Genomic DNA, 16,253 nt, shown 5'->3' on the forward strand with positions numbered 1-16,253 from the left:
GGCTGATGGTTCCGTTCCAGCTCCACGCCCCTTACCTGCCCAAGGGCGACCAGCCCACGGCCATTGCCGGGCTGGTGAGCGGGGTGGAGTCGGGCGAGCGCTACCAGACCCTGCTGGGGGCCACCGGCACCGGCAAGACCTTCACGATCGCCAACGTGATCGCCCAGACCGGCCGGCCGGCCCTGGTGCTGGCCCACAACAAAACCCTGGCGGCCCAGCTGTGCAATGAGCTGCGGGAGTTTTTCCCGCACAACGCCGTTGAATATTTCATCAGCTACTACGACTACTACCAGCCGGAGGCCTACGTGCCCGTCTCCGACACCTACATCGCCAAAACAGCCTCGATCAACGAAGAGATCGACATGCTGCGCCACTCGGCGACGCGCTCGTTGTTTGAGCGCCGCGATGTGATCGTGGTGGCCTCGATCAGCTGCATCTACGGCCTGGGTATTCCCAGTGAATACCTCAAGGCGGCGGTGAAATTTCAGGTGGGGGAGACCCTCAACCTGCGCGGCTCTTTGCGGGAGCTGGTGAACAACCAGTACTCCCGCAACGACCTGGAAATCTCGCGCGGGCGCTTCCGGGTGCGGGGCGATGTGCTGGAAATCGGCCCGGCCTATGAAGACCGGCTGGTGCGGATTGAGCTGTTCGGCGATGAGGTGGAGGCGATTCGCTACGTAGATCCCACCACCGGCGAAATCCTGCAGAGCTTGGAATGCATAAATATCTATCCGGCCAAGCACTTCGTGACCCCCAAGGAGCGGTTGGGGGAGGCGATCCAGGCGATTCGCAGCGAGTTGCGCGAACGCTTGGAACTTCTAAACGGCCAGGGGCGGCTGCTGGAGGCCCAGCGCCTGGAGCAGCGCACCACCTACGACCTGGAGATGCTCGAGCAGGTGGGCTACTGCAATGGGGTGGAGAACTACGCCCGCCACCTGGCCTGCCGCGAAGCGGGTACGCCGCCTGAGTGCCTGATTGACTACTTCCCCAAGGACTGGCTGCTGGTGGTTGATGAGAGCCACGTCACCTGCTCCCAGCTGCAGGCCATGTACAACGGCGACCAGTCGCGCAAACAGGTGCTGATCGAGCACGGCTTCCGCCTGCCTTCAGCTGCCGATAACCGGCCGCTGAAGGGCTCGGAGTTCTGGGAGAAGGCCCAGCAGACGATCTTCGTGAGCGCCACCCCGGGCAACTGGGAGATGGAGCAGAGCCACGGCCAGGTGGTGCAGCAGGTGATCCGGCCCACCGGCGTGCTCGATCCGATCGTGGAGGTGCGACCCACCGAGGGTCAGGTGGACGACCTGCTGGGCGAGATCCGCACCCGGGCCGAGAAGCAGGAGCGGGTGCTGGTGACCACCCTCACCAAGCGGATGGCGGAAGATCTCACCGACTATCTGGCGGAGAACGGGGTGCGGGTGCGCTACCTGCACTCGGAGATCCATTCGCTCGAGCGGATCGAGATCATCCAAGACCTGCGCAATGGCGAATACGACGTGCTGGTGGGGGTGAACCTGCTGCGGGAGGGCCTCGACCTGCCCGAGGTGTCCCTGGTGGCGATCCTCGATGCCGACAAGGAGGGCTTCCTGCGGGCCGAGCGCTCCCTGATCCAGACCATCGGCCGAGCTGCCCGCCATATCGAGGGTGTGGCCCTGCTCTACGCCAACAACCTCACCGATTCGATGGCGAAGGCGATCTCGGAAACGGAGCGCCGCCGGGCAATTCAGCACGCCTACAACCAACGGCACGGCATCACCCCCACCCCCGCCGGCAAGCGGGCCGGCAATTCGATCCTGGCCTCCTTGGAGCTGTCGCGCCGGCTCAGCGACGACCAGCTGGAGCAGGCCACCGAGCAGGCCGAACACAACGAGGTGCCGCTCGATGCCCTGCCGGAGCTGATCCAGCAGCTGGAGGAGAAGATGAAGGGGGCCGCCAAGAATCTGGAGTTCGAGGAGGCGGCCAACCTGCGTGACAAGATCAAAAACCTGCGCCAGAAGCTGGTGGGCAGGGCTTAGCCCCTGCAAGCAGGCTTAGCGCCCGGCGGCTTTGAGAACAACTTTGATTGTTTTGGCCATGATCAGCAGATCCAGCCAGAGGCTGGCGTTGCGGAGATAAAAGAGGTCGTAGCTGAGTTTGAGCTCCGAATCTTCCACGCTGGAGGTGTAGGGCATATTCACCTGGGCCCAGCCGCTCAGGCCGGGCCGCACCCAGTGGCGCAGCCGGTAATTGGGAATCTCCGCCTCAAGCTTCACCTCGAGTTCGGGTCGTTCCGGCCGCGGGCCGATCAGGCTCATTTCACCCCTGAGCACGTTGATCAGCTGGGGCAGTTCGTCGAGGCGGGTTCTGCGCAGCCAGCGACCTATCCGGGTGACGCGATCATCCCCTTCCTTGGCCCAGAGGGCGTCTTCGCCTTCCGCCTCGGGCACCATCGAGCGCAGTTTGAGCACGGCGAAAGTTTGGCCCAGCAGGCCGGTGCGTTGCTGGCGATAGATCACGGCAGCGCCATCCTCCAACCAGATCAGCCCTGCCGCCAGGGCTAACACCGGGCTGGCCAGGAGCAGCAGCACCAGGCTGAGCAGCACATCGGCGAAGCGTTTGAGTTGCTGCTCGAAATTGCTCTGCTCCCCATCGATTCGGCTTGAGAACAGCAGCCATTGATCGCCCACCCAGCGGGGCGGAATCCGCTGCAGATACTGTTCCGCCAGGGCAGTTAGGGAGATCACGGGATGGCCCTGGCCCACTACCTTTTCGCAAAACTGCAGCACATTCGCTTCAGCGACGACGCCACTGCTGAGGGCGATGGCTGAGCTGGGCGGATCGCTGGACCAGAGCGTTGGGCTGAACTCAAGCACCAGGGGCATCGGCAGGGCACTTGGGCTGCGCCGCCACTCCTGCCCCACGGCCTCGGCTTCCTGCGGCAACGCCACGATCTGCCAGGCCGGCTGGGTGTTGAGCAGGCGCCCCTGGCGCAGGCCCAGGCGCACAAGGGCGCTCCAGGGCACCAGCAGGCTGAACAGGGGAATCAGGCTGCCCCGGTGCAGCAGGGTGATTGCTGGAGAGGCCCGCAACAGCCAGCCCAGCAGGGCGCTTGCCACCAGAGAGGCCCCTGCGGTGGTGGCGAGCCGCAGAAGCATGCGGCTCCTGCGCAGCCGCGCCTGTTTCAGCAGCGTGTAGGAGCCGAACAGCCAGCCCAGGCTGAGATAGATCAGCACCAAGGCCAGCAGCAGCAGCTGTTGGTTGGCCAGGGTGCTCTGGCGCAGGGCGTTGATGGCTACGGCAAGCAGCACCAATCCCGCCCCATCGAGGCTGGCGGCAACGGCCAGGGGCAGGCGAGGGCGGGCCCAGCCCATCAGCTGGGGGCCTCCATGTCCTGGGCAGCCATTGCCTGGGCAGCCGTGCCCTGGGCCCGGTGCAGCACGGCACCCCCCAGGTTGAAGGTGGCGTGCACCGCCCGCAGGGCGCGCACCCCATCGGCTTCGGCCACCACGCAGCTGGTGCGGATCTCGCTGGTGGCGATCAACTCGATGTTGATGCCCGCGTCGGCCAGGCTGCGGAACATGCGGGCGGCGGTGCCCGGGGTGCAGGGCATGCCGGCACCGACAGCGCTGATTCGGGCGATGGCTGGGCCCTGCTCGAAGCGCGCCCCGGGCCACTGGCGCAGCAGGGGCGCCATGGCTTGCTCGGCCCTGGCCAGGTCGTCGCGCTTGAGCACAAAGCTCATGTCGCGACTCGGGCCGGGATGGGTGCGCTCCGACTGCACGATCGCATCGAGGCTGATGCCGGCATCGGCCAGGGTGCGGCAGACGGCCGCGGCGGTGCCGGGTCGATCGGGCAGGCGCTGTACCGTCACCTGAGCCTGGCCGCGGTCGAGGGCGACGCCGCGCACGGCCGGATCGCCGAGCTGGCAGGGGCCTGGGTTGGTACGCAGGTGCTGCTCGGGCAATTCGAAGGCCTCGCTGGCTGCCCGCAGGGCCTTCTCCCCCTGCTGCCCGTCGACAAGGCAACTCACCTTCACCTCGCTGGTGGCGATCAGCCGCAGGTTGATGCCGTAGCGGGCCAGGGTGTCGAACAGCTTGGCCGCCACGCCAGGCCGGCCCATGATTCCGGCGCCGGAAATGCTCAGCTTGGCCAGGCCCGCCTCGGCCCCGAGCTGGGCGCCGCCGGCGCCCAGGGCGGCCCCCATGCTCGCCAGCACTTCCCGGCACACCAGCTGGGCCCGGTCGGATTCGGCCGCGGCCAGGGTGAAGGCGATGTCGTTGGAGGCGCCTTCATGGGTGGCCTGCACGATCAGGTCGATGTTGAGGCCGGCATTGCCCAGGGCCTCAAATAGCTGGGCTGCAACCCCGGGTTGGTCTGGCACATGGGAGAGGGCCAGCACGGCCTGGTTTGCTTCCAGCTCGGCGCTGTCGACCGGCTTGCTGAGTTCCAGCCCCTCGTGGCCGATCGGCCGGCCGGCGCCACTGGTGAGGCGGGTGCCGGGGGCCTCGCTCCAGCTGGAGCGCACCACCAGGGGCACCCCGTAGTTGCGGGCGATCTCCACGGCCCGTGGGTGCAGCACGGAGGCCCCGAGGCTGGCCAGCTCGAGCATCTCATCACAGCTGACGCTGGCCATCAGCTGGGCATCGGCCACCTGGCGGGGGTCGGTGGTGAGCACCCCGGGCACATCGGTGTAGATCTCGCAGGCGTCGGCCCCCAGCGCCGCCGCCAGGGCCACCGCCGAGGTGTCCGATCCCCCCCTGCCCAGGGTGGTGATCTCGGGGGTGCCGCCGGCGCCGCTGCTGGTGCCCTGGAAGCCCGCCACCACCACCACCTGGCCATCAGCGAGCAGGCGAAGCAGCCGGTCGGTGCGGATTTCCAGGATGCGGGCGCGGCCGTGGGCCGATTCGGTGACGATGCCGGCCTGGGTGCCGGTCATCGAGACGGCCGGCACGCCCTGCGCATGGAGGGCCATCGACAGCAGGGCAATCGACACCTGTTCACCGGTGGCCAGCAGCATGTCCATCTCCCGTTGGGGCGGATTCCTGCTGATGGCCGCGGCCAGGCTGGTGAGTTGGTCGGTGGTGTGGCCCATGGCCGACACCACGATCACCAGCTCGTGGCCCTCCTCCCGGCAGCTGGCGATGCGGCGGGCCACCGCCTGAATCCGCTCCACATCGGCCACCGAGGTGCCGCCAAACTTCTGAACCAGCAGGGCCATGGCGGGGGCGGCGTTGGTGGGCGTCTGTGAAATAAGGATTGATTATCCGCTTTGGTCTATGACCGGCTTGGTCTTTGAGCGGCCTGGTCTTTGAGCGTCATGCTCTCGCCCTGGAGGTGGGCTTGGCTTGGCATCTGGTTGGGCCCTGTTAGGGAGTTTGTACTGCTGTACAAACTCCAGGAGCATTGTTTTGGAGATCACTGTTCAGTTCAGTTCAGCCCGCCAGCAGGAAGCCGTCGCGGAAGGCGTCGCCAGCCGGGGTGCCCCGTTTGAGGGCGGCTTCCACCTCGAGCAGCTGGCCGAGCAGGCGCAGGAAAACGGCGCTCTGGCGGCCGCGGATCTGTTTGCGCATCACATAGATGCGTTTGGGGTTGCCGATGCCAGCCGCCTTGGCGATCACGGCCACGTCCTGCTCGCCGGCGCGCTCCAGCAGGCTGACCCAAAGCCACCCACGGATCTGGCTGCTGAGGGCGGCCACGATCCGCAGGGCCGGTTCGTTGGCGGCCAGCAGGGCATCCAGCAGGGCGATGGCATCGGCGGGGCGACCCGCCAGCAGGGCATCGCCCGCCGCCAGGGAGCTGGTGGCCTGGCCCCCCACCAGGGCCTGCACGGCAGCCAGGCCGATCTTGGCGCCGGAGCCGACATACAGGCTCAGCTTCTCGAGCTCGCTGGCCAGGCGCGCGCTGTCGCTGCCGATGGCGTCGGCCAGGGCTTCGGCGGCGGCCGGCTCAAGGCTGAGCCCCAGTTCCCGGGCGGTGCGGATTACCAGGTCCACCTGGCCGGCGCCGTCCCAGATGGCCGGCAGGGCAAAGCTCTGCTCCCGGGCCTGGCCGGCCTTCACCAGCTTCTGCAGGGCCTTGGTGGTGCGCAGGCGGGCGTCGGGTTTGCCGGGACTGACCAACACCAGATGGCAGCCCTCGGCCACCTGGGCCAGGGCGGCCTCGAAGCCCTCGGCCAGCTCGGCCGGGCACTGGCTGCAGAAGGGGCTGCGCTGCAGCAGCACCACCCGGCTGCCGGTGCCGAATGGGGGCGTGCGGGCCTCCTCGAGGGCCTGGGCCGCCTGGCCGCCGTCGTTGCCATCGAGGCGGCTGAGGTTGAGGCTGGCCCAGGTGGGATCGAGTTGCTCCTGCACCAGGGCCTCCACGGCGCGGTTGCGGGCCGCCTCGTCTTCGCCCCAGAAGAGGTGGATGGGCATCGGGTGGGGGCTGGGGGCTTGCTGCCGGCGGCGCTCAGAGGCGCAGGACGCTGGGCACGGGATGCTGGCCATTTTGGGCCAGGGCGGGATGGTCGGTGACCAGCACTGCTGCATCGCCGACAGATTTGGCGCCCGGGTTTGGTCCCTGCCTGTGCGGTAGAGCAGGCTCTTCTGGTGACTGACGACGTTGTATGGCCGACGCCGGCGCCGAGTTTGATCATCCGATTTTTTGTGAAAGCCTGCGGCTGATCCGAGACTTGCCGGGAACGGCGGCGGCGCTGGCGGCGCTGGGCACCCTGCAGCAGGACGTGTTGCTGCGGCTGATCCACAGCAGTGGTGATCCAGAGCTGGCCGGACACTTGCGGTTTGGGCCGGGGGCCTGTGAGGCGGCTCTGGCGGCCCTGGCGGCTGGGGCGCCGATCCTCACCGACACGGCGATGGCGGCGGCGGCGGTGGCGCCGATGGCGGGGCGCACGTTCGGCAATCAGGTGCGGAGCGTGCTGGATTGGGCTCCCGAGCGGGCGCCGGCGGGCTCGACGCGCACGGCGGCTGGGATGGCGGCCGCGCTGGCAGCGTTGCGCCCGGGAGTGGTGCTGATTGGCAGTGCCCCCACGGCCCTTGAGGTGCTGCTGGAGCTGGTGGCGGCAAAAACCGTGCCGGCGCCGGCCCTGGTGATCGGCATGCCGGTGGGGTTTGTGGGGGTGGCCCAGAGCAAGCGCCACCTGGCTGAGAGTGGCCTGGTGCATATCCGGCTCGAGGGCTCCAAGGGCGGAGCCGGCCTGGTGGCTGCGGCCTGCAACGCCCTGCTGCGCTCTGCCTGGCTTCAGGCGGCGAGTGCGCCGTCCCCTTTGATCTCCTGATCCACCTGGATGACGCTGTTGGCCTCGATGCGGCCCAGCACCTGGCGGGCCCGCAGCACCACCGCTGCCGGTACCCCGGCCAGGCGGGCGGCCTCGATGCCGTAGCTGCGGCTGGCGCCGCCGGGGGCCACCCGGTGCAGGAAAACCAGGGCGTCGCCTGTTTCCTGCACCAGCACCTGGGCGTTGGCCACATTCGGGAGCTGGTCGGCCAGGGCGTTGAGCTCGTGGTAGTGGGTTGCGAAGATCGAGCGGGCGCCGATGCCGCCGCGCTCGGCTGGGGTGGCCAGATGTTCGGCCACGGCCCAGGCGATCGACAGGCCGTCAAAGGTGGCGGTGCCGCGGCCGATCTCGTCGAGCAGCACCAGGGAGCGGGCGCTGGCGTGGTGAAGGATGTTGGCGGTTTCGGCCATCTCCACCATGAAGGTGGATTGGCCGCTCGCCAGGTCGTCGCCGGCGCCGACGCGGGTGAAGATGCGATCGGCGATGCCCAGGCGCGCCGCAGCCGCTGGAATCCAGCTGCCCATCTGGGCCATCAGCTGCAGCAGGCCGCTCTGGCGCAGGTAACAGCTTTTGCCGCTGGCGTTGGGGCCGGTGAGGATGATCAGGTCGGGGCGGGGATCGGAGTCGGGCGCGGCCTCGGGGATGGCACCCAGTGCCACGCCGTTGGCGGTGAAGGGCTCCTCCACCAGCAGCTGCTCCACCACCGGGTGGCGACCGGCTTCGATCTGCAGCAGGCGGGCCTCGGGACCGCTTGGGTCGGTGATTTCCGGGCAGCAGTAGCCGCCGGTGGCGGCCACCTCGGCCAGGGCGGCGAGGGTGTCGAGTTCGGCCACCAGGCGGGCGGCGCTGCGGATGGCGGCAGCCTGCTCGCCGACGCGGCCGCGCAGGCTGCAGAAAAGCTCGTATTCCCGCTGGGCGGCGCGGGCCTTGAGCTGCTGGATGGCGCCCTCGCGGTTGCGCAGGGCCGGGGTGACGAAGCGCTCCTCGTTGGCCAGGGTCTGGCGGCGGATCCAGTGCTCCGGCACCGCCGCCGCCTTGGCCTTGGTGACGGCCAGGAAGTAGCCGAAGGTGCGGTGGTATTGGAGTTTGAGGGTGCTGATGCCGCTGAGCCGCCGCTCCTCGGCTTCCTGGCCGGCCAGCCAGGCGTCCTGGTCGTCGAGCTGGTTGCGCAGCCCATCGAGGGCCGGGTCGACGCCGTCGTGGATCAGGCCGCCCTCGCTGAGGGAAAGGGGTGGGGCATCGAGCAGGGTGTGGCGCAGGTCGGCGGCCAGGGCCTCGAGCTCGGGCCAGGGCCGGGCCAGGGCCTGCAGGGGGGCGCTGCTGGCTTTGGCGAGCTGGGCGGCCAGCTGGGGCAGGCGCTCCAGACCATCGGCCAGGGCCACCAGATCCCGGGCGCCGGCACTGCCCGCCCCGGCGCGGCCGGCTAGGCGCTCCAGGTCGCCCATGGGCCGTAGCAGCCGGCGGATCGCCAGCCGCAGGGAGCGCTGGGCCACCAGCTCGCTGACGCCCCCCTGGCGCTCCAGGATTGCGGCGCGCTCCACCAGCGGCGCCAGCAGCCAGCGGCGCAGGCAGCGACCGCCCATGGCGGTGTGGGTGCGATCCAGCGCCCAGAGCAGGGAGCCGTGGATGCTGCCGCCCAGCTGGGTTTTGGTGAGCTCCAGGTTGCGGCGGGTGGCGGCATCGAGCACCAGCTGGTCGCCGGCGTGCCAGGTGGTGGGGGGATCCAGGGGCACCTGGGCTTCCTGGAAGGTGGTGTCCAGGTAGGTCACCAGGCCGCCCGCTGCCCGTAGTGCCAGCGGTGCTTCCCCGAGCCCCAGGCCAGCGAGGCTGGCCAGGCCGAAGCGCTGCTTGAGGGTGGCGGACGCTTCCGGCGCCTCAAAGGGGGTGCGGGGTAGGGGCGTCAGCCGCAGGGCCTCGGGGCACCAGGCGGGGCTGGCGGGGGCGTCGGCGCTGGGCCAGAGCACCTCGGCGGCCTCCACCTGCAGCAGCTCCTGGTGCAGGGCATCGCTGCCTTCGCGCTCCGTGACCCGGAATTCGCCGGTGCTCACATCGGCCACCGCCAGGCCCCAGCGGCGGCCAGAACGATCCCGATCGCTGGAGCCCGCGCCCTCCAGCACCACCGCGCAGAGCCAGTTGTTGCGGCGGGCGGCCAGCAGGCCCTCTTCGAGCACGGTGCCGGGGGTGAGCACGCGGGTGATGCCCCGTTTGAGCAGTTCGCCTTTGGCTGGCCCCTTGCTGGCGGCGGTTTCCAGCTGGTCGCAGAGGGCCACACTCAGGCCTCGGCGCACCAGTTCACCGCAGTAGCGCTCGGCGGCATGGTGGGGGATGCCCGCCATCGGCACCCGACCGAGCGCCTTGCCGGCCTCCTTGCCGGTGAGGGTCAGCTCCAGCAGGCGCGAGAGGGTGATGGCGTCTTCGAAGAAGCACTCGAAGAAGTCGCCCAGGCGATAGAGCAGCACCCGGTCGGGATGGGCGCGCTTGAGCTCCACGTAGTGGCGCAGCATCGGCGGCAGCTGCTCCGGCTCCACCAGGCCGTGGTGGTGCCAGGGGGGCAGGTCGGGGCCGGCTGCCGGCGGGGCTTCCGGCGCCGGCCTGGGGCTGGCCTGGCGGGTGCGGGGCCGGCCCGCTTTGGCAGGCGGCGCCAGCTCCTCGGTAGCCGGCGGGCTCTCCTCGGGCAGGCCCAGGGCGGCTGCAAGCGAAAGCTGCTGGTCGGCTTCCGCGGCCACGGCGCTGGGGTTGCTCGGGGGGAGCTGATGGTAGGTGCGCTAGCCCGATCAGCTCTGCCGGAATGTTCAGCTTTTTTAGGTCAGCTTTTTTGGGGAATGAACTCCACCTCGGGAATTCCCTCGAAGTCGGCGACCTGGGTGAGCAAGGTGGCCTGGTGGGCTAAGGCGGTGGTCAGAGCGTTTCAGCCAAGGCATCGATCACGCTTGGGTAGTACGTAGCTCTGGTCGATCTTCTTGGGGGCTGGCATCGAGTTGTGAAGCAACGGTGCTGGAGGCCTGGTCCTGCGTGTGAGAATCCCCCAACTGACCGGCAAAGCGCCGCTGCTGATCTATGCAGATCCTCAACACCCTCACCGTTCTGGCCTTGGTGGTGCTGTCGTTTGCGCTGATCGTGGCGGTGCCGGTGCTCTACGCCAGCAGTGAGGATTCGGGCCGCTCCAACCGCCTGATTCTGCTCGGGGGCATTGCCTGGGTGGCGCTGGTGCTGGTCAACTGGGGTATGAGTCTTTTCGTGGTCTGAACGATTGGCGATTTTTGAGGGCCGGTTTACGGACACGGGTGGTCTGCGCATCGCCGTGGTGGTCGCCCGCTTCAACGACCTAGTGACCGCCAAGCTGCTCAGCGGCTGCCTCGACTGCCTGGGCCGCCACGGCATCGATATTGGCTCCGGCGACGGCTCCGGCAGCGCCCAGCTGGATGTGGCCTGGGTGCCCGGCAGCTATGAGATTCCCCTGGTGGCCCAGCGCCTGGCAGCCAGTAGGCGCTATCAGGTGGTGATCACCCTGGGGGCGGTGATCCGCGGCGACACGCCCCACTTCGATGTGGTGGTGGCCGAGGTGAGCAAGGGCGTGGCTGCCGTGAGCCGTGCCACCGGCGTGCCGGTGATCTTTGGCGTGCTCACCACCGACACCCTGCAACAGGCCCTCGAGCGGGCCGGCATCAAGAGCAACCTGGGCTGGAATTACGCCCTCCAGGCCCTCGAGATGGGCAGTTTGATGGCGGCACTGCCGGCCTGAGCTGTCTCATGAGCTGCTTCCGAGGGGCTTGTTCCCGTGCGGGCTGCTTGTGGGAACCCTGGGGGTGTCTGCCGAGGTACTTAGGGAGGTTGTACAGATGTACAACCTCCTCGAGAGCCCTGGATCAACCCCCTACCGATCCCGCCGCCATGACCACCGTTCCACTGGCACAGGCTCGCCAACAGCTCTCCGGATTGGTTGATCGCGTGCGGGCCGGTGAGCCGGTGGTGATTAGTCGCCATGGCAAGCCGGTGGCGCGGCTGGTTTTTGAGCCCTCGGCCGATCCCACGGCCCAGCAGTGGCTTGAGCGCTTACGTCGCCTGCACCACGAGGCAAGCCATGGAGCCGTTTGATCCCTGGCGGCGGATGGGCAGCCATGGCCGGCTGCTCGATGTCTCCTTGTTGCGGGCACTGCTGGTGCCGGGGCCTGACGGGGCTGCAGCACTGGATTGGTTGGAGCAGGTGGACGGTGGCCTGCTGATGGTGAGTGCCTGGAGCGTGCTGGAGTTTGAGGAGGAGCTCACTGGCTTGCCGCAACGTGAGCTTCTGGATGCCTTTCTCGCCGAGCGTTGCCCGGTGGTGTGTTTCGAGTCTGACGACTTTGCGATGGTGCGTCACTGGCAGCGCTATCGACCTGGCCTGGCGGCGCTGCTGGCCTGATGTCTTACCCGGTGGAGGAGCTCTGTTTCACCAGCAGCTCCTGGGGGGCGGCGTCGCTGAAGCCCAGCTGCCGGTAGAAGCTGGCGCTGTTGGTGGTCATCAGGTAGGTGCGGGTCACGCCGCGCAGGGCTGGGGCCGCCAGTAGGGCCTCCACCAACTGGCGGCCCAGCCCCTGGCCCTGGAGGTCTGGCGGGATCACCACATCCCAGAGCACGGCGCGGAAGACGCCATCGCTGCTGGCCCGCCCGAATCCCACCAACCGCTTGCCGCGCCAGATGCTCACCACCGCCGCACTGCCGGCCAGCATCTGGCGCAGCTGGCCGAGGCTGCGCCCCTGGGCCCAGAAGGCGTGCTGGTTGAGGAGCCGTTGCAGCTTCCACAGCCCGCGGCTCGGCCACAGGCCCGGGCCCAGCCCCAGCCAGCGCAGGCCGGGTGCCCCTGGGGCATGGATCAGGAGGCGCGGTGCGTCCATGGCAGCATTACCCGGAGACAAAGGGCGATCGGTGCAGCAGCGCAAGGGCATCATCCTGGCCGGGGGCAGTGGCACCCGGTTGCACCCGATCACCCAGGCGGTGAGCAAGCAGTTGCTGCCGGTCTTCGACAAGCCGATGGTCTACTACCCGCTCAGCACCCTGATGCTGGCGGGGATCCGGGAGGTGCTGATCATTACCACCCCCCACGACCGGGCCGCCTTTGAGCGGCTGCTCGGCGATGGTTCCGCCTGGGGCATGGCCATTGAGTACGCCGTGCAGGCCAACCCTGATGGGCTGGCCCAGGCCTTTTTGATCGGCGCCGATTTCCTCGCAGGTGCGCCGGCGGCCCTGGTGCTGGGCGACAACCTGTTCCATGGTCACGACCTCAGCCCCCAGCTGCAGGCCACCAATGGCGGCAGGGCGGGGGCCACGGTGTTTGCCTACCCGGTGCGCGATCCCGAGCGCTACGGCGTGGTGGAGTTTGCCGCCGATGGGCGGGTGCTGAGCATTGAGGAGAAGCCCGCCAAACCCCGCTCCCGCTTTGCGGTGACCGGCCTCTATTTCTACGACGACACCGTGGTGGAGCGGGCGCGGCGGGTGCTGCCCTCGGCCCGCGGCGAGCTGGAGATCACCGACCTCAACAGCCAGTATCTGGAGGAGGGGCTGCTGCAGGTGGAACTGATGGGCCGCGGCATGGCCTGGCTCGATACGGGCACCTGCGATTCCCTGCATGAGGCCGGCAGCTACATCCGCACCCTGGAACACCGCCAGGGACTGAAGGTGGGCTGCCCGGAGGAGGTGGCCTGGCGGATGGGCTGGATCAGCGGCGCCCAGCTCGAGGCCCTGGCCCTGGCATTGCGCAAGAGCGGCTACGGCGATTATTTATTGCAGCTGCTGGAGAGTGGCGATGCGGGCTGAGTCGTTGCGGGGTTCCGGTGGGGCCGTGGTGGAGGGTCCCCTGCTGCTGACGCCCCAGGTGTTCGGCGACGATCGCGGCTTTTTCCTGGAGAGCTGGAATGGGGAGCGCTGGCAGGAGCTGCTGGCGGCCCATGGCCAGAGCCCCGTGCCCTTCGTGCAGGACAACCACTCCCGCTCGGCCCGGGGCGTGCTGCGCGGGCTGCACTGGCAGCTGCCGCCCCACCCCCAGGCCAAGTTGGTGCGTTGCGTGCTGGGGTCGATCTTTGATGTGGCAGTGGATCTGCGCCGTGGCTCGCCCAGCTTCGGCCAGTGGTTGGGGGCTGAGCTGAGCGCCGCCAATCACCAGCAGCTCTGGGTCCCGGTGGGCTTCGCCCACGGCTTCCTCACCCTCAGCGAGCACGCCGAAGTGCTCTACAAGACCACCGACTTCTGGAGCCGCAGCTGTGAGCGGGCCCTGCGCTGGGACGATCCCGACCTGGCGATTAGCTGGCCCCAGCTGGAGACTGCCCCCCTGCTTTCCGAGAAGGATGGGGCGGCCCCGCTGCTGGCGGAGCTGGGCGCCGCCGATCGGTTCGACTGAGCTTGGGGATTAACAGGCATCCCGACCTAACAGGCATTGCGACTTATTAATGCTGAATTGGCGAAAGCCTGTTGACCCCGGCGCGGGCTTGGGCAGGGGCTGCTGGCTCTATTGCGATTGGCTGGCTGGATCGATATAACTCTGCTGATACGAGCCGCGCCGTTCCGGCAAGGGGGCTGATGATAAATAAATTCATTGCGCTGCTCGATCGCTGGATTGCGGCTTCCAGTGGTGCTGACCGCCGGATTGAGGAGCTCGAAGCCCTGCACCGCAAGGGTCTCTATGCCATTCGCCACTCCCCCGAGGTGGATGTGGCCCCAGCTGACTACTGCGAAGCGGCTGGCCTTCCCCGCGGCACCCACTGGCCGGTGGTGGTGGCTGCCGTGCTCGATGAGGTGTCCAACAGCCAGCAGAGCCACACCGTTGAAACCCTCAGGGCCCTGGTGCAGGCAAATTTCCTCAGCCAGCAGGGGATGGAGCGCACCCTTGCCTTCATGGCCAAAGCAAACCCTGTTGTCAAAACCCTGATCTTCGACCGCCGACTGGATGCCGCCTGAGCCTGAATTTATGATGACTGACCTGCTCCCTGCCGGTATTAATCGGGTGCTGGTGACCGGCGGCGCCGGCTTCATCGGCGGGGCGGTGGTGCGCCGCCTGCTGCGCGATACGACCGCGGCCGTGTTCAACCTCGACAAGGTCGGCTACGCCAGCGACCTGACCAGCATCGGCCCTAACCCGCGCCACCAGCTCCTGAAGGTGGACCTCGCCGACGCGGCCGCCACGGCCGAGGCCGTGTGCGCGGCTGACCCGGACCTGGTGATGCACCTGGCGGCGGAAAGCCATGTGGACCGCTCAATCGATGGGCCCGGCGCCTTCATTGAGAGCAATGTGACGGGCAGCTTCAACCTGCTGCAGGCGGTGCGGACCCACTGGGAAGCCCTGGCCAGCGAGCGACAGGGGCGCTTTCGCTTCCACCACATCAGTACCGATGAGGTGTTCGGCTCCCTGGGGCCCGAGGGTCGCTTTTCAGAAACCACCCCCTACGACCCCCGCAGCCCCTACTCGGCGAGCAAGGCGGCGAGCGATCACCTGGTGAGCGCCTGGCACCACACCTATGGCCTGCCGGTGGTGCTCACCAACTGCTCCAACAACTACGGCCCCTGGCAGTTCCCCGAGAAGCTGATCCCGGTGGTGATCCTCAAGGCGGCGGCGGGCGAGCCGATTCCGCTCTACGGCGATGGCGCCAACGTGCGCGACTGGCTCTATGTGGAAGACCACGTGGAGGCCCTGCTGCTGGCGGCAACCCGGGGACGCCTGGGCCAGAGCTACTGCGTGGGCGGGGCAGGCGACCATGGCAGCCCGAGCGAACGCACCAACAAGCAAGTGGTGGAGGCGATCTGCAGCCTGATGGATCAGCTGCGGCCTGAGGGCGCCCCCCATGGACGCCTGATCACGCCGGTGACCGATCGCCCCGGCCACGACCGGCGCTACGCGATCGATGCGGCCAAGATCACCAGCGAACTGGGCTGGCGGCCTGGCCACAGCTTCGAAGCGGGCCTTGGGGCAACGGTGCGCTGGTATCTCGACAACCTGGCCTGGTGTGGGCGGGTGCAGGCCCAGGCCGGCTACCAGGGCCAGCGGATCGGCACCAGGGCGCCTGGCCTGCCAGCGTGAGGTTGTGAAGGTGAGCTTGTGAAGGTATTGCTCACCGGCGCTGCCGGCCAGCTGGGCCAGGCCCTGATCCACTCCAGGCCCGAGGGTGTCGGGCTGATTGCCTGCGGCCGGGCCGAGCTGGACCTGGCCGATCCGCAGGCCTGCGCCGCGGCGGTGCGGTTGCACCGGCCGGCCTGGGTGCTCAATGCCGGCGCCTATACGGCGGTGGATAGGGCCGAAAGCGAGCCGGAGCTGGCCCAGGCCGTCAATGGCGGCGCTCCGGCGGCCTTTGCTGAAGCGCTGGCGTCCACGGGGGGCCGGTTGCTGCAGGTGAGCACAGACTTTGTCTTCAACGGCGCCCAGGGTTCCCCCTACCGGCCCGACCAGCCCCTCGATCCGCTCGGGGTGTATGGCGCCAGCAAGGCCGCCGGCGAGGTGGCGGCGCTGCAGTTGGCCGGTGCCCGGGTGCTGCGCACCAGCTGGGTGTACGGCCCGGTGGGTCAGAACTTTTGCCGCACCATGCTGCGGCTCCACCGCGAGCGGCCCCAGATTGGCGTGGTGGCCGACCAGGTGGGGTGCCCCACCAGCACCCACACCCTGGCGGCGGCCTGCTGGCGGGCGATCGGTCTGGGGGCCCCCGCCGGCGCCGACCAACCGCGGATCTTGCATTGGAGCGATGCCGGCGCGGCCAGTTGGTATGACTTTGCGGTGGCGATCGGCGAGCTGGGCGTGGCGGCTGGCCTGCTGGAGCGGGCCGCCAGCGTGCGGCCCCTCACCAGCGCCGAATACCCCACCCCGGCCCAGCGCCCCAGCTACTCCTTGCTCGACTGCAGCGCCAGCCGGGCCGCCCTGGGGCTCGAGCCCCAACATTGGCGAGCGGCCCTGGCTGAGGTGTTGGGAGTGGTCTTGGCTGAGGTGAGGCCGGCGAGCTGAGCCGGGGGGCAGCCAGCTGCTGTCGTTGTGCCCATGGCCGTAATT

General features: G+C 68.5%; 16 protein-coding genes. 11 read left to right on the forward strand and 5 right to left on the reverse strand.

The features are described from left to right. The first annotated feature begins 5 nt into the window (after positions 1 to 5). Positions 6 to 2,012, forward strand: coding sequence for an excinuclease ABC subunit UvrB (gene uvrB, locus H8F27_RS07670; RefSeq protein ID WP_304623219.1), 2,007 nt, complete (start codon positions 6 to 8; stop codon positions 2,010 to 2,012). Between the two features lie 15 nt (positions 2,013 to 2,027). On the opposite strand, the gene H8F27_RS07675 is transcribed toward uvrB, so the two are convergent. From H8F27_RS07675 to holA, 3 genes are all read right to left on the reverse strand, one after another. Beyond that, complete coding sequence (locus H8F27_RS07675; RefSeq protein ID WP_197152860.1) at positions 2,028 to 3,347, reverse strand: sugar transferase; 1,320 nt, start codon at positions 3,345 to 3,347, stop codon at positions 2,028 to 2,030. Next, complete coding sequence (locus H8F27_RS07680; RefSeq protein ID WP_197152862.1) at positions 3,347 to 5,194, reverse strand: aspartate kinase; 1,848 nt, start codon at positions 5,192 to 5,194, stop codon at positions 3,347 to 3,349. Before H8F27_RS07680 ends, H8F27_RS07675 begins: the two co-directional genes overlap by 1 nt. A 214-nt stretch (positions 5,195 to 5,408) precedes the next feature. Then, a complete protein-coding gene (gene holA / locus H8F27_RS07685) occupies positions 5,409 to 6,389 on the reverse strand; it encodes a DNA polymerase III subunit delta (protein WP_197152864.1) in 981 nt (326 codons plus the stop codon). A 191-nt stretch (positions 6,390 to 6,580) separates the two neighbouring features. On the opposite strand from holA, the gene H8F27_RS07690 reads away from it, so the two are divergent. Further along, positions 6,581 to 7,249: a precorrin-8X methylmutase gene (locus tag H8F27_RS07690; protein WP_197152866.1), complete on the forward strand. Its 669-nt coding sequence runs from the start codon at positions 6,581 to 6,583 to the stop codon at positions 7,247 to 7,249. Here H8F27_RS07690 and mutS read toward each other — a convergent pair. Continuing rightward, positions 7,213 to 9,975, reverse strand: coding sequence for a DNA mismatch repair protein MutS (gene mutS / locus H8F27_RS07695; protein WP_197152874.1), 2,763 nt, complete (start codon positions 9,973 to 9,975; stop codon positions 7,213 to 7,215). The genes H8F27_RS07690 and mutS overlap by 37 nt on opposite strands. Positions 9,976 to 10,306: 331 nt before the next feature. Here mutS and psbZ point away from each other — a divergent pair, with 331 nt between their 5' ends. From psbZ to H8F27_RS07715, 4 genes are all read left to right on the forward strand, one after another. Then, positions 10,307 to 10,495 (forward strand): photosystem II reaction center protein PsbZ, encoded by a 189-nt coding sequence (gene psbZ / locus H8F27_RS07700; RefSeq protein WP_197152881.1) that lies wholly within the window; start codon positions 10,307 to 10,309, stop codon positions 10,493 to 10,495. A 4-nt stretch (positions 10,496 to 10,499) separates the two neighbouring features. After that, entirely contained in the window at positions 10,500 to 10,991 is a 492-nt protein-coding gene (ribH, locus tag H8F27_RS07705) for a 6,7-dimethyl-8-ribityllumazine synthase (protein WP_197152883.1), read from the forward strand. Between the two features lie 149 nt (positions 10,992 to 11,140). Then, positions 11,141 to 11,344, forward strand: a complete 204-nt coding sequence (locus H8F27_RS07710; protein ID WP_197152885.1) for a type II toxin-antitoxin system Phd/YefM family antitoxin — start codon at positions 11,141 to 11,143, stop codon at positions 11,342 to 11,344. Next, positions 11,331 to 11,651: a hypothetical protein gene (locus H8F27_RS07715; RefSeq protein ID WP_197152887.1), complete on the forward strand. Its 321-nt coding sequence runs from the start codon at positions 11,331 to 11,333 to the stop codon at positions 11,649 to 11,651. Before H8F27_RS07710 ends, H8F27_RS07715 begins: the two co-directional genes overlap by 14 nt. A gap of 4 nt (positions 11,652 to 11,655) precedes the next feature. Here H8F27_RS07715 and H8F27_RS07720 read toward each other — a convergent pair whose 3' ends face one another. Further along, positions 11,656 to 12,123 (reverse strand): GNAT family N-acetyltransferase, encoded by a 468-nt coding sequence (locus H8F27_RS07720; RefSeq protein ID WP_197152889.1) that lies wholly within the window; start codon positions 12,121 to 12,123, stop codon positions 11,656 to 11,658. Between H8F27_RS07720 and rfbA the strand changes: the two genes are divergently transcribed. From rfbA to rfbD, 5 genes are all read left to right on the forward strand, one after another. After that, on the forward strand, positions 12,122 to 13,042 hold the full coding sequence (gene rfbA, locus H8F27_RS07725; RefSeq protein WP_197152896.1) for a glucose-1-phosphate thymidylyltransferase RfbA: 921 nt from the start codon (positions 12,122 to 12,124) through the stop codon (positions 13,040 to 13,042). The genes H8F27_RS07720 and rfbA overlap by 2 nt on opposite strands. Then, the gene (gene rfbC / locus H8F27_RS07730) at positions 13,032 to 13,622 is read left to right on the forward strand and encodes a dTDP-4-dehydrorhamnose 3,5-epimerase (protein ID WP_197152897.1); all 591 of its coding nucleotides are present in this window, start codon (positions 13,032 to 13,034) and stop codon (positions 13,620 to 13,622) included. Before rfbA ends, rfbC begins: the two co-directional genes overlap by 11 nt. Positions 13,623 to 13,801: 179 nt before the next feature. Beyond that, positions 13,802 to 14,179, forward strand: coding sequence for a hypothetical protein (locus tag H8F27_RS07735; RefSeq protein ID WP_197152898.1), 378 nt, complete (start codon positions 13,802 to 13,804; stop codon positions 14,177 to 14,179). A 10-nt stretch (positions 14,180 to 14,189) separates the two neighbouring features. Beyond that, entirely contained in the window at positions 14,190 to 15,296 is a 1,107-nt protein-coding gene (gene rfbB / locus H8F27_RS07740) for a dTDP-glucose 4,6-dehydratase (protein ID WP_197152899.1), read from the forward strand. A gap of 18 nt (positions 15,297 to 15,314) precedes the next feature. After that, the gene (rfbD, locus tag H8F27_RS07745; RefSeq protein WP_197152900.1) at positions 15,315 to 16,208 is read left to right on the forward strand and encodes a dTDP-4-dehydrorhamnose reductase; all 894 of its coding nucleotides are present in this window, start codon (positions 15,315 to 15,317) and stop codon (positions 16,206 to 16,208) included. Positions 16,209 to 16,253 lie beyond the last annotated feature (45 nt).

The sequence above is a fragment of the Synechococcus sp. CBW1108 genome, from assembly GCF_015840335.1.
Lineage (GTDB): Bacteria > Cyanobacteriota > Cyanobacteriia > PCC-6307 > Cyanobiaceae > Cyanobium_A.

Bases quoted from the DNA above. Each gene is read 5' to 3' on its own strand.
- uvrB (WP_304623219.1), top strand. From the start codon at position 6: ATGGTTCCGTTCCAGCTCCACGCCCCTTACCTGCCCAAGGGCGACCAG.
- H8F27_RS07675 (WP_197152860.1), bottom strand. From the start codon at position 3,347: ATGGGCTGGGCCCGCCCTCGCCTGCCCCTGGCCGTTGCCGCCAGCCTC.
- H8F27_RS07680 (WP_197152862.1), bottom strand. From the start codon at position 5,194: ATGGCCCTGCTGGTTCAGAAGTTTGGCGGCACCTCGGTGGCCGATGTG.
- holA (WP_197152864.1), bottom strand. From the start codon at position 6,389: ATGCCCATCCACCTCTTCTGGGGCGAAGACGAGGCGGCCCGCAACCGC.
- H8F27_RS07690 (WP_197152866.1), top strand. From the start codon at position 6,581: ATGGCCGACGCCGGCGCCGAGTTTGATCATCCGATTTTTTGTGAAAGC.
- psbZ (WP_197152881.1), top strand. From the start codon at position 10,307: ATGCAGATCCTCAACACCCTCACCGTTCTGGCCTTGGTGGTGCTGTCG.
- H8F27_RS07710 (WP_197152885.1), top strand. From the start codon at position 11,141: ATGACCACCGTTCCACTGGCACAGGCTCGCCAACAGCTCTCCGGATTG.
- H8F27_RS07715 (WP_197152887.1), top strand. From the start codon at position 11,331: ATGGAGCCGTTTGATCCCTGGCGGCGGATGGGCAGCCATGGCCGGCTG.
- rfbA (WP_197152896.1), top strand. From the start codon at position 12,122: ATGGCAGCATTACCCGGAGACAAAGGGCGATCGGTGCAGCAGCGCAAG.
- H8F27_RS07720 (WP_197152889.1), bottom strand. From the start codon at position 12,123: ATGGACGCACCGCGCCTCCTGATCCATGCCCCAGGGGCACCCGGCCTG.
- rfbC (WP_197152897.1), top strand. From the start codon at position 13,032: ATGCGGGCTGAGTCGTTGCGGGGTTCCGGTGGGGCCGTGGTGGAGGGT.
- H8F27_RS07735 (WP_197152898.1), top strand. From the start codon at position 13,802: ATGATAAATAAATTCATTGCGCTGCTCGATCGCTGGATTGCGGCTTCC.
- rfbB (WP_197152899.1), top strand. From the start codon at position 14,190: ATGATGACTGACCTGCTCCCTGCCGGTATTAATCGGGTGCTGGTGACC.